At 34.3% G+C, this 12,729-nt stretch carries 11 protein-coding genes; 5 read left to right on the forward strand and 6 right to left on the reverse strand.

What is annotated here, in order from left to right:
- Positions 1-60 precede the first annotated feature (60 nt).
- From BN4609_RS02705 to BN4609_RS02715, 3 genes are read right to left on the reverse strand one after another with little or no spacing between them, the layout of a single operon-like run.
- Positions 61-2,151: a DEAD/DEAH box helicase gene (locus BN4609_RS02705; RefSeq protein ID WP_068855205.1), complete on the reverse strand. Its 2,091-nt coding sequence runs from the start codon at positions 2,149-2,151 to the stop codon at positions 61-63.
- Positions 2,144-3,082 carry a HamA C-terminal domain-containing protein gene (locus BN4609_RS02710; RefSeq protein WP_068855206.1) on the reverse strand — a complete coding sequence of 313 codons (939 nt, stop codon included), beginning with the start codon at positions 3,080-3,082 and terminating at the stop codon, positions 2,144-2,146. The genes BN4609_RS02705 and BN4609_RS02710 overlap by 8 nt, the downstream gene beginning before the upstream one ends.
- 17 nt (positions 3,083-3,099) lie before the next feature.
- Complete coding sequence (locus tag BN4609_RS02715) at positions 3,100-4,383, reverse strand: ATP-binding protein (protein WP_068855207.1); 1,284 nt, start codon at positions 4,381-4,383, stop codon at positions 3,100-3,102.
- A 794-nt stretch (positions 4,384-5,177) separates the two neighbouring features.
- Here BN4609_RS02715 and BN4609_RS02720 point away from each other — a divergent pair.
- Positions 5,178-5,585 (forward strand): LytTR family transcriptional regulator DNA-binding domain-containing protein, encoded by a 408-nt coding sequence (locus BN4609_RS02720; protein ID WP_068855208.1) that lies wholly within the window; start codon positions 5,178-5,180, stop codon positions 5,583-5,585.
- Between the two features lie 310 nt (positions 5,586-5,895).
- On the opposite strand, the gene BN4609_RS02725 is transcribed toward BN4609_RS02720, so the two are convergent.
- The 3 genes from BN4609_RS02725 to BN4609_RS17350 form a co-directional block, all read right to left on the reverse strand.
- On the reverse strand, positions 5,896-6,834 hold the full coding sequence (locus BN4609_RS02725) for a site-specific integrase (protein ID WP_241033174.1): 939 nt from the start codon (positions 6,832-6,834) through the stop codon (positions 5,896-5,898).
- Between the two features lie 480 nt (positions 6,835-7,314).
- Entirely contained in the window at positions 7,315-7,497 is a 183-nt protein-coding gene (locus tag BN4609_RS02730) for a hypothetical protein (RefSeq protein ID WP_068855209.1), read from the reverse strand.
- 873 nt (positions 7,498-8,370) lie between these two features.
- The gene (locus BN4609_RS17350) at positions 8,371-8,523 is read right to left on the reverse strand and encodes a hypothetical protein (protein WP_497706735.1); all 153 of its coding nucleotides are present in this window, start codon (positions 8,521-8,523) and stop codon (positions 8,371-8,373) included.
- Between the two features lie 400 nt (positions 8,524-8,923).
- Here BN4609_RS17350 and BN4609_RS02740 point away from each other — a divergent pair, with 400 nt between their 5' ends.
- The 4 genes from BN4609_RS02740 to BN4609_RS02755 all read left to right on the forward strand — a co-directional run bounded on the left by BN4609_RS02740 (position 8,924) and on the right by BN4609_RS02755 (position 12,610).
- On the forward strand, positions 8,924-9,244 hold the full coding sequence (locus BN4609_RS02740; RefSeq protein ID WP_008674706.1) for a helix-turn-helix domain-containing protein: 321 nt from the start codon (positions 8,924-8,926) through the stop codon (positions 9,242-9,244).
- Between the two features lie 3 nt (positions 9,245-9,247).
- Complete coding sequence (locus tag BN4609_RS02745; RefSeq protein ID WP_068855211.1) at positions 9,248-10,519, forward strand: type II toxin-antitoxin system HipA family toxin; 1,272 nt, start codon at positions 9,248-9,250, stop codon at positions 10,517-10,519.
- A 71-nt stretch (positions 10,520-10,590) separates the two neighbouring features.
- Positions 10,591-11,874: a DUF262 domain-containing protein gene (locus BN4609_RS02750; RefSeq protein WP_068855212.1), complete on the forward strand. Its 1,284-nt coding sequence runs from the start codon at positions 10,591-10,593 to the stop codon at positions 11,872-11,874.
- Positions 11,861-12,610, forward strand: a complete 750-nt coding sequence (locus tag BN4609_RS02755; RefSeq protein ID WP_068855213.1) for a hypothetical protein — start codon at positions 11,861-11,863, stop codon at positions 12,608-12,610. The genes BN4609_RS02750 and BN4609_RS02755 overlap by 14 nt, the downstream gene beginning before the upstream one ends.
- The last annotated feature ends 119 nt before the right edge of the window (positions 12,611-12,729 follow it).

Genomic DNA, 12,729 nt, shown 5'->3' on the forward strand with positions numbered 1-12,729 from the left:
TTATAATTTTAACCAATGCTTTCTGAGTAACGTTTATTGCGCCTTGTTGATTTCTTATTTTTAACTTATTCCTTCGTAAAAATAATTAATAATAAATTTATCAAATGGCAAAATGTCTTTCAAATTTTCAAGAAGTTTTTCTTGACCGATAATATTAAACTGATTAATAATTTCTGATATTTCTATTGATTCATCTTCAAAATTAATCAAACCTGAATTTTGAATTTTTCTACAAATCATCCTCGGTAATCCATATTCTTCTAATTGATATACAAGTTTGGGTAAAAATGCATTTGCAGCTCTACCTATGAATCCAGATATGTCTGGAGACTCGGGATATAATAATTTTTTTAATACATTTATAATAGAAAGCGTAGAACATAAATTATACGATAAGTATCGTTCTGCTGAAAATAGGTCTTCGTAACTAATATCAGAAAGTTCAGAGTATATATCAGCAATAGAACGTTTCCAATTATCAGGCATCTTCCAAATAGCAATCTTAATAAGACGAGCCATATTATCACCAAGTAGACTTATAACATCCATTATAGGTTCGCGCCAATTATATGTGTTCGGTAAAGCTAATGCAGAATACCCATTGGGCCAATTAGGATTAGCTTTAAGTTTCTCAACTAATCGTTTTAGAATACGCGGATCGCATGACTTATACAATGGGAGCTTTCTTATCTGATTAAAATTATCAACACCTAATGTATCTGTCATATATGACTCATAGTCTTTGATTTTATTATTTTGCTCTTGATTGATCTCTATACCTGGATTTTCCGAATCTAAAGCTTCAACAACTTCTTCAGGAAAATCAATCTTTAAGGTAGTATCTTCTTGTGCAGGAGGCTCTTCGAGAAGGTAAACTTTTCCTATGAAATATTTAAACATACGGCCTGCTCGTCCAATTATATTCCTATATGTAAAATAATCAAACTTGTTAGAACCATTTTTATTAGACCATACTATGACTTGTTCAGCTTGTGTGTTTACCCCTTCTATTATAGAAGATGTAGAGATAACTGTATCTAGACCATTGTCTACTTCAAATAATTTAATTTGTATTTGACTCAATGACCTATGCATCTTACCATTATGTACACCAACACCTCTTTCACAAAGTTTACACAATGAGAAGTCTTGACCATAATTTATTTTAAGCCAATCATTAAAATCTTTAAGTAGTGTCGTCTTTTTAGGAGTCAAACTATTAGCAAGAATATCTGCAACTTTATTGATATTGCCATAACTACCAGCATAAATCAATGTCTTTGATTTGTTTTTTTGTAAGATGTTAACAAGATAACGTTTTTTAAACTCATCTCGATTTTCTCCGTTCTTTAATCTTTCATATATTTTGGCTGATTTTGTGATTACCGTTTTAAAGTCTACTAGTCTCATAAATTGCATCCCTTGAGTAAAAACATTATCTGCAATTTTATGAATATTAGGGGCCAAATAATATTTCTGACGAGATATCTTTCCTAATTCAATAATAGCACTTAATAGTGATGAGCTCCTTTCATCATCAAACATAGAACTTACTTTATAGAATTCATCCACAATGAGCATATCAATACTTTCTAATTTGCCAATATAAGCAAAACAGCGTTCTTGTGGAAAAATGAAGATGTTTCTCTCTGCCAATGTCGCATCAGTTGTAGTAATTATCTTATAATAAAGGGAGAATTTGTGCTCAATTCGACGACGTGTTTCATCAGCAAGAGCAATTGTTGGAACAATAATAACAACATTTTCAGGCTTACGGATAGCGATAAAAGCATCTATAATAAAACTTTTACCAAAACTAGTGGGTGCACTTACTGCAATATTATCTCCGGCTAAAAGTCGTTTTAGTACACGAGATTGAGCACTATGTAGTGTAACTGGTTTTTCTTCACCCACATTGGCCTTAAAGGCTTCTACGACAACTTGGTCTTCCCATAATGCTGTATTACAATCTATATATGGATATAGCCCTACCTCTCTTATCAAATGATTGACAAGAGGGGTATACTCAATTTGTTCTTTCTGTAATTTATCCAATAAATTAATCACTAAAGAACGTGCTTCCGCCTTATTGCTGTTTTCTATCAATCTATTTATTTTAGCACATTCTTCAAATATTTCAATATTATGCATCTTCAATAATTTGTTTTGCTCGTTCTACAAACCAATTCACAATTTCATCCTTCTGGGGCACAGGAAAAAGAATAAGATGAAATTGTATATCCTCATAGCCATAAATGTTTTCTTTTAATTGCCGATTATTTTGTGACATAAAAAAGCGGATGGCACGATTTAGATGGTACTCTTTAATTTCATCTAAGTAAGTGTCTGTTAACCCTGTTGCATTATAAGTTTTATCACACTCGTGAAGCAATAGAATTGGGACATGTAGCCTTTTCCTTATTTCGTCAATAGGAGTCTCTCGCCGAAGTATTGTTTGAACATTTTTCCTTACAGTAGGCTCTGTAATTACATATTCTAAATCCTTTATGCTAGTTATAATCGAATTTTCTTTCTTTATTTTATCAGTACTGATAGTATCAAAGATAGAATTTATTGGTTCATACAACCTTTCATCTGTGATATCATTGTAAAACTTTGCTTCCCCTAACCATAATGTAAAATCCCCTTTCCCGTCTAATACAATATGTACACTATCAGCTCCTTTCGCATTATCTTTAGGATTCTGCTTGTAAAATATCTTTGGAACAACAGGAAGAGCATTATAGTGATAACGCATAATGCCATATAAAACAATTTCTGCAATTTCACTACCTTTACCATTGTCTTTATCAACTAAACGAAGATTCTTAATAGACTCTGTTATTGTTGTGTATGGAGATTCCGAATAAAGATTATCCCTATCTTCCGCAGACAATCCAGTTTGGGCTATATTGTTCATCACAAACTTATGGAATTCGTTTTTTCTCCACTTCCCTTCTTCAAAACCATTTATAACAGATAATAAAAAGTCGTTCTTATCTAGATCGGGAGTCGTCGAAGTTGGATTTATTTCCCAAAGACATTTATTGATTATTATATCAAAGTTTTTTATTTTTTCCATCTTTTGTTACCTTTAAATTACTGCTTTAGACATCCAATCGGAACAATGTAAATACCATCTTCTGGACGACGATAAGCATGTTCGCCTGTTGCCGTTAATATCATCTTGAAAGCAGGGGATTTCATGCGTTCAGTGTCAATTTGGTTGGTTAATGAAGTTAAAGTTTCTACTCCTTCATTTATCAAAGTTTCGCCTCCGAGTTTGACTTCGATAAGTCCATATTGGCCATTGCGAAGATGTACTACCGCATCGCATTCTAAACCACTTTTATCACGATAATGATATACCTTTCCATTCAATGCTTCTGCAAATACACGCAAATCTCTTACACACATAGCTTCAAAGAAGAATCCCATTGTCTTTAAATCGCTCATTAAATCTGCTGGACCCAAACCTAAAGCTGCAGTTGCGATAGATGGGTCCACAAAATAGCGTGTATCAGCAGTACGAATTGCTGTCTTTGAACGAAGATTTGGATTCCAAGCTGGCATATCTTCTACAACAAAAATCTTTCGTAGAGCATTAAGATAAGAACTTATTGTATCATCATCAAGTGTGCCTGTATCGTTGTTTTTTAAATCCTCCTTTAATGTTGCAATTGATGCTTGTGTTCCCTGATGTCGGGCATATGCTCTCATCAAACGTTGTACTCGCTCTGATGCTCTTTTTACCCCGTCTACTTTAGTTATTTCCTCTTTGGTTACTGCATCGTAATAATCGAATGCCTGTTTCAATGCCGCCACATTGGGCAACCCAACAGCCATTGGCCAACCACCACGGCAAATCAAGAATGCAATATCTTGTAATCTAAGTTCATTCTTCTCCAGTATTTTATCAGGAGTAGTGAATAGATTTCCAAGACTTACTTTACCGTTTGATTCTCCCGATTCAAATAATGTCATAGGACGCATTGTCAAACAAGCAAAACAACCTGTTCCTGAATATTTTCTCTCATTTTCGGTATCTTTATCTGGAACGGCAGAACCTGTTAATATAAACTGTCCCATTTTACGGCGATGGTCAATTGTATATCTTATAGCATTCCACAGTTTAGGTACAGTTTGCCACTCGTCAATAAGTATTGGTGTATCTCCCGACAATGCCGCATCTGTATCTATTTCTAACAGGCTTTTGAAATTATTTTTTACATTAGTTCGAGCTAACAATATTTTGCTAGCTGCAATCTCCTTGGCTGAAGTGGTTTTACCACACCATTTAGGTCCTTCTATCAACACCGCTCCTTTTGCCTGCAAAGCCTTTTCAAGCAGGCTATCCATTATTCTAAGTTTGTAACCATCCATAAATCAAACTATTTACTTCCACAAAGGTAATTGAAAATTCTAATATTCGGTTATTTGGATTTATGTTTTTCGGTAATTTGGCATTAATATATTCGGTGAATAGAACTGAAACCATTGCGATTCCATTGCTAATTATTTTGTTCAAATTGACGACAAAGTTCACTCCTGCTGCTTTGCTATGCAAAGCATCGGTTGATTCCCGCCTTTTGGGGTTGGGATAAACAATCCAACACCATTTGCATTATTCTCTGTTTAATTTATAGGTATTGAATCTCATCGCAAGGGTAATAACCACTTCAAGATTGTAGAAAGCAGCCTAACTTACGAGAATTGTAAAATCGAATTAAATGTGTGGTAAAGTATTGAAAGAAAATATTTATATATGAAACATATTAGTATTAATCTCTAAAAAGGGTTTATTAGGTAAATGGTAGAATAATATATGATAAAATTCTAATAATATTACGTTCAATCCAATAATCACCTGGTGATTATACTGGACGATTTGGGAAATAGCTGTATTAGCCTTCTAATAGTGGAGCAAAAAAACAAAGCATCTTCTTGTATTTCAAAATAAAGCTTTACATTTGTAGAGTAACAGGGAATCGACTCCGCGAGATACTGCAAAATATTGTAAGAATCTGGTTAAGCAATAATGGAAGATTGCTTCTTTAACAAAATGTTGTATCAAAGATATTCAGCTATTTATCATTGGATTACGATTCTTAATATAGTCAGTATGCATTTAATCTTGAATAGGATATGAAGAAAGTCAGAAAAATAAACACTCAATAATGAGGCAGAAAAATGTGATCTTAAGTAAGATTAAAGCAGAAAGAAGCAAATCAATTAAGGAAACTAATAGAAAAAGATATGCAATGATTGAAGATAAAGAAGGGTATGCTTGTGTTGAAGCTAATGAAATTTTGTATGCAGAAGGAGACGATAAAACTTCAGTTGTCTATGTATCTGAGCAAAGGACTTTCCCTTTAAGTATCCCAATTAAAAAAGCAATAAAACAACTAATGTCACTAAATAAAATGATTACTATTAGCGAGAATTGTATTGTTAATGCGAACCATATAAGTGAATTAGGAGAAAATTATGTTGTAGTTAATGGTAAAAAATTGAAATTAGACCAAGATAGATTGAAGGATATACAAAATGAAGTTTGCATCATTAACATTTATATTAATTGTTAATCTTGTATCCGTTATTTCACGAGATTTTTCTCAGTATATTATTTGCTATGATAGAGAATTTTTCTATCTTTGATTCTGAAATAAGTGTTCTTTTATTTTATGCAAAAGCAGGTGATTTGAAGAAGTCTACTCGTTTCCAAACCGTTACCTGTCTAAAAAATAAATCTTGTAAATTCCTTATTCTCAATAAGTAATAGTAAATTATATGTCTTGATGAATGAAATGTCACCCTTTTTCTGATATGGCAGATGTCGGCAAGCTCTTTAAGGTAAGCGTTACTTTTCTGGTTCGAGATGGTCGGGAATAGGTATTACGATTCGCCTTTTCTTATGTAAAAACTTGCTATTTTCTTGGCTTGGGGAAGGAGAGGGATGAATGCGGGGTGGTTGGTCTTGGTCCTGTACAGATGGATATACATGCTTTTGTCAGAATCTGAGATGATTTGATCCTTTCTTAACCGACAGATGTCTGAGTAGGCGATGCCTGTGAAGCAGCTGAAGATGAATGCGTCACGGATGGAAGCTAGTCTGGGAATATCCAGCCGCTTGTTCATTATCCTTATTATTTCCTGCCTGTTCAGGTATTGTTTCTGGCTTTCCTCCTTCTTTATTCGGTAGGTCGAGAACGGATTGGTCAGAATAATTCCGCACCGATATGCCCATAGGATTCCTTTTCTGACCATACTCATCATCTTGGCTGTCGTATTGATTGACAGCCTGCAGTCAGTCCTGAAGAAAAGTTCCAGTTCGTGTATCATCTGCCGGTTGAACTGTTCTAGTGGCATATCTTGTCTGCCCATTTTCTTGCAGAACTCTTCAAGCCGCCTGTAGACCAGTTTATGTCTGTTGGAATGGGACATGCTGATTTGTCCGGCATGTGCCAGCCTGTCCGCATCTTTCACCTGTTTGTCAAATATCTCCAAAAGGGAAGGCGGGTTGGATCCTGTGGCCATGAAGCGTTGTTTCAGCATGCTTGCTGTAAGATGTTTCCCTTCCATTTGGGCCTGTCGGTAATGATGCTGCAATGTGGAACTTACTTTGTTCAGGTATGTATTGATGTCGTGTGCTTCTGGATTCATGTCGGAAACACGCCTGTTCTGCTTGTCCCAATGCTCATGCAGGATGGACGTTTTCAGGCTTACATCTGTGGCCTTGTTGTTGACTATGATTCGGAGCATGATTGTTGACTTACTGTCTTTTTGAAGCTTTCTACGCTTCAGATAGAAGTAGATGGAAAAACTATGTCTCATAAGAAATAAATATTAATTGTGTCCATATCACAAATGGGTGCATAGGACATGGATAAGACATAGATTATGGTTTTGAATGGACTTTAATATCTTGATTATTAATAGTTTTGAATAAAACGCTATATAAGAGGGGAATAAAGTAAATGTGTGATTTTCAGATATTTGTTAGGGTCATAGGGAGAGGTTCAAATCCGCCTGGGGCCCGAACCCAGAGCCCCAATCTGCCTAGGAGTAATTGGATGGTATGTAATATGTTTATTATCAGATGTTTGAACCTATATAGTTCGACATTGCTTACAAAAATAGGTTCAGTTCCTACATAATTTGCAGGTGAACCTTGTAGGATATTAGTATTCAACCGGATACATCAGGCAGTTGGTTGCAGGGCCTTTGAATAGCCACCTCTTTCTATCTGCATGAAGAATTTGACGTTACGGAGGTAGTGTTCTCCGGCTCGCCGGAACGGACGGGAAAAGCCGGTTATTCCCGTTTCTTTTGGGAGTTCCTACATTCCTCAGTTTTGGCATGTCCGTTCACATAAATACTGGCTTCTTCACGGAATCTTTCACGTTCCGGTGTTCCGGGTTTACCGAACAGGGAATCCATGAGTTCGTCAATATCGGTCAGAACATTTTCTTTCAAAGTTTCCTTTTTTGCCTTCATGTTCCAAAGATAGTTCTCTTGCAGGAGAATGCCAAGTTTTATGGCGCAAAATTGTGAAAAATGGTGTGATAAGGATTTCGTACTATGTGGTAATATGGGCTGAAAAGTTATATGATATAGCTGTCTTTAGCAATTATTTCTACTATGTATTTTATGATTATGAGTAGTATATTAGCTGTTATTTTTTCCAGAGAATATGATAGTTCCCTTTTTTGATTTAATCCTCTAAGATATTTTCATGAATAATATGTTATTTTCTCTTGACAGGTTGCTTTTTATAAAAATATTCTATTATAGATGACATGATTTTACTTTCTTATGATATTTTATTGAACGAATTTAATGGTCAGCTATTATATAAATATAAGTAAAATTTGTACGATTGGAATTATTCCTTTTAATAACACTTTTTGATGCGTTGTTAATTATTTTTTGATGATAGGATGTTTATGAACTACTATGCATTGATTGTGTTCGTGTTTATAGAACATTTGACTTTTTTATCTGCTTAATATTTATCAAAAATTCATTTGGTGATTATTTTATAAGCTCAGTTCTTTTGATGGTCTTACTATCGGTGCCATTGGTAACAGATATTTTTCTGATCATAATTTGCCTATGCAGTATGTGTACATCGTTGATTATCAATAGTATAGCACTCTAAAAGGTACAACCAGTAGATTGACAAGTATTTGAGAATGTGTAAGTTAGTGATTTTTAGCACCATTCTCGGCTTGTACCTCCATTTTGGAAAGTAAAAGTAAGTGTAATTTCTTGAATATCAAAATGTGCGGTACAAAAACTTGTGAAAAATGGCGTTTTTTGATGAGAAAAGGTACAAAAATGGCTCTGAAACAAGGGGGGACATTATGATTATTTTGCGAAATATTCTGTCTTCAACCAATAGGCATAAATCGGGTCCTGAAACGAGATTTCACCAGCCTTATTATCCAATATATCATTCTTGATAAGGGCAGCCTTTGAACGGAATATTGAGGTTGTTGAAGAGATTTGATAGCGATGCATCACTTTAGTCGAACTGATGGCTTTTTCTCCGGTTATAAGAGCCTTGAGGCAGTTCAAGTTGCTGTGTGGTCAGTTTGTCGGTGATTGTTATAAACAACAGACTTATGTGACAGCGGTCGCTATTTAAAAAAAATAGCCTAAGTAGCAATATTCTGAACAGAAAAGGAAGTGTTATTTCTTTTTCTGTTCAAATTATTGCTATCTTTCTATGAACAATATATTGTTTGTTATCTGTAAAATATCAGCCTTATGAATAATATAGTAGCATTTAATATCTCCAACGCCCAATAATGTGACCAAAGCAGATTTCAACAGGAATAAATTCAAAAATTTATCTCTGTAACACATCATAAAATAAAGTAAAACTACTATATTTGCATATTATATGATATGTTGAGCTATGACAAAAAGTACAATGGGTACCAAGTTGCCAAGAAAATTGGAGCAGAAGATGCTGATAGTAGGTGAGCAGATCAGGCTGGCCAGACTACGCAGGAATCTTAGTATTGCCCAAGTCGCCGAACGTGCCACCTGTTCACCTCTGACGGTTTCACGCATAGAGAAAGGTGTACCAACGGTGGCAATAGGCATTTATCTTAGGGTGCTTTATGCGCTTCAATTAGATGATGATATTCTTCTGCTTGCAAAAGAAGATGCAATGGGAAAAGCATTACAAGATTTAAGTCTTAAACAAAGGGAAAGGGCATCAAAAAAAGAATAAGATATGAAAAGACTCTATGTGTTTGCTGATTTTGATTGGTTGAAAGAACCAAGACTAATTGGAGAGCTGAGTTACGAATCACTTCGTGGCTCTGACAGCTATGGATTTTGTTATAGTAATGAGTGGTTAAAGGATTATGGTAGTTTGTTTCTTAGTGATGATTTGAATAACTATCCAGGGCAGCAATATACAGCTCCAGACAAGGATATTTTCGGATGTTTTTCTGATGCCCTTCCAGACAGGTGGGGGCGTACATTGATAAATCGTCGGGAGCAGATTCTTGCAAAGGAAGAAAAGCGTCCGGTACGTCGGCTTTCTTCATTCGACTATCTTATCGGGATTGAGGACTTTTCTCGCATGGGGGCTTTTCGATTCAAGGAGTCTATAAATGGAGAGTATATCAATGTAAGCGAAGTCCTGCGCATACCACCACTAACAGATATTCGTGAATTGATTGCAGCTAGTTCCGAAATAGAGAAAAGTGAAGATGAGAACAGGTTACCTGAAATGCGTTGGATTGCTCAACTGGTACAGCCTGGTTCATCTCTTGGCGGAGCACGTCCAAAGGCAAGTGTAATTGACGAAAACAAGATTTTGTATATAGCAAAGTTTCCGTCCCACAAAGATGATTATGACGTTGGATTTTGGGAACATTTCTCACATCTGTTGGCAAAGAAGGCTGGTGTCAATGCTGCGGATACAAGAGTAATCTCTACTAGCGACAAATACCATACTTTGCTTTCTCGACGATTTGACAGAAGGGAAAACGGTAAGCGCATACATTTTGCTTCAGCCATGACTCTTTTGGGCTTGAATGATGGTGACAATGCTAATACCGGCCATGGCTATCTGGATATTGTCGATTTCATACTTCAGAATTGTACTAATGTGGAGGATAATCTGCAAGAACTGTATCGCAGAGTTGCATTCAATATCTGCATTGGGAATAGCGATGACCATTTCCGCAATCATGGTTTTCTTCTAACTGCCAGGGGGTGGACTTTGGCTCCGGCTTACGATATGAATCCAACGCAGAATGAGTATCAGAGTCTGTTAATCAACAGCTATACAAATAAATCGTATTTGAATGAATTGCTGAATTCTTGTGAGGAATATATGCTCCAGAAACAGTCAGCTCAGCAAATCATTAGTGAAGTATTGAATGCAGTCAAGGAATGGCGATTATTGGCTACGCGACTAGGTATTGCTAAAAGCGAACAGGAGCGGTTTCTTCCTATTTTTGAGCGTCAACTCCAGTTGTATAATTTACACTAATCACAGATATAGTCTTAATTGCTTCTTTGTAATTGTTATTTTTTATGTTAAATAAGATTAAAATTCGATAAATGAAAAACAAAGTTTATTATGGCGAATATACGCTAAAACATTGGATAAGATTAATGCTTACAAGTAATATCGTTCTTCCAGCTTACCAAAGGCATTTTGTATGGCAAGAATCTGATGTAAAACGATTAATTCAATCTTTAAAGGATGGTCAATTTGTCCAACCTGTTACAATAGCGCTATATAATGATGGAGTAATCAAACAAAATATAATATTAGATGGTCAACAAAGATTAACTTCATTATTACTCGCATATCTGGGTTATTTCCCAGATAAAAAGAAATTTGAAAGTTCTAAGACAGAACAAATGGCTGGAGAAGATGATAGCGCTAATGATGAAAATACCAATTTTCAATCAGGAATTTTATGGCGTTTTTCGGAACTATTAAAATATGGACAATCAAAAGCATCCATAATAATGGAAATTATTAAAAATGATAAATATTTACCATTAACAGATACAATATTTACAAATCTTGATGATGAGTTTTTTTCAAAAAACTATCTGGGATTTTCTTATGTTATACCAGAAAGTACAATAGTAACTGATATTCAAAAAAACTTTTCACAGCTATTTAGAAATATCAACTATTTTGGGAAAAAACTCGATGCAATGGATAGTAGAAAATCTTTGTATTATCAGGATTCTAAATTAACTAACTACTTTGAAGGTAAATGTCATGATGGTAAGGATGCATTAGGAGGATTGATGATTATAGAAGATTTACAGCCATGTAAAATTGACTTCGTCAGGTATTTATCAATATTATCTCAATATTTCATTTCTACTCGATTAGATGCAAAAGATGTTATGGTCGGGTATTCTGCATATAGTTCACGGGAAAGCTATTATGCAGACTATGTCTCTTTTATTTTAGGTATAGAGCAAGAAGATCGAGTAAACAAATTTAATGGCTTCAATTTCAGTGAAATATTTCCCAATAATAATTGGCAAGAAAAATTTGAGATTTTGTATTTAGCTATACAAAAACTTAAGCGATTTATGCCTTTAAAAGATAAAAAATCATTCTCTGCATGGTATGAAGCTGATTTTTGGTTATTTGGAATCATATACTATTGTGTGTTTAAAGGGAAAAACATTAAGGAGGATTTATCTCGTTTAAATGAGGAAGGACGCAATATAACTCTTAAGCAAGAAATTGAAGCTAGTATAAATAATGCTAAAACAGATTCATCTTTTTCTAAGAATTCAAATAGATTAGGTTATGTACGTTCTCGTCTATCTACTTCTATTGCAATTTATGGTAATTATGTACAAGACTAAACATTCTGATTTTATTTTATCACCTCTATTTGATATTTTGGAAAATGCTATATCGGCATGTAGAGGTATGAGAGACAATATGGAATCGTATCCACTTTGTGAATATGTAATGCAATCATTATTCCTAAAACTAACAGGTGCACAGGAACAAAAATTAAAATGCATTTGTTGGGATATTGCTACTCATAATTACGAATATAGATACGACTTTTTGAATAAAAAAAACTATGGTGAATATTCTGATTGGAAATGTAAAAATGGTGTTTATAACGATTTGCTTGATGCTATAAAAGAAAAAAATGAGTCTTTTGAACCCAATATACTAATCAATCCTGTTTTTGTAACTGATATCTTAAATAGAATTATTCAACTATATGAGAATTCTATATTTAGTGAATGGCAGAATAAAGAACTTAATTACTATAAATTAAATTATATTCATATAATAGATCCAAAGCAAATTGGTCAAAATAGGCCGCCTCATAGTACAGGTACATATCAACTATTTCAGTCAACACTAAAAGATTTTTTTATGGAGGTTGTGTATAAACATCGCAATCGTTGTGCTCATAATACACTTTCTTATCAACTTAATAAACCTGATTTAGATGCATTTGCTGAATCAGGCTATGATTTTCATAATTATTTTTTCAGATTTTCAATAATAGTATTAATTGATAATATTTTTATTATACTATACAAACAGTATTTAAGTCAACAATCAGAAATAATTTAACATATTTGTGCTAAATGACTGTAAATAGAAAACCTTACTTAAAGCTTATATTAAACTACGTTGCAAATTTGAAGAATCAGTTCCGAATTGGGGGCGAGTAATCCCGATTCGGAACAAGT

This window comes from Leyella lascolaii, assembly GCF_900079775.1.
GTDB classification, from domain to species: domain Bacteria; phylum Bacteroidota; class Bacteroidia; order Bacteroidales; family Bacteroidaceae; genus Prevotella; species Prevotella lascolaii.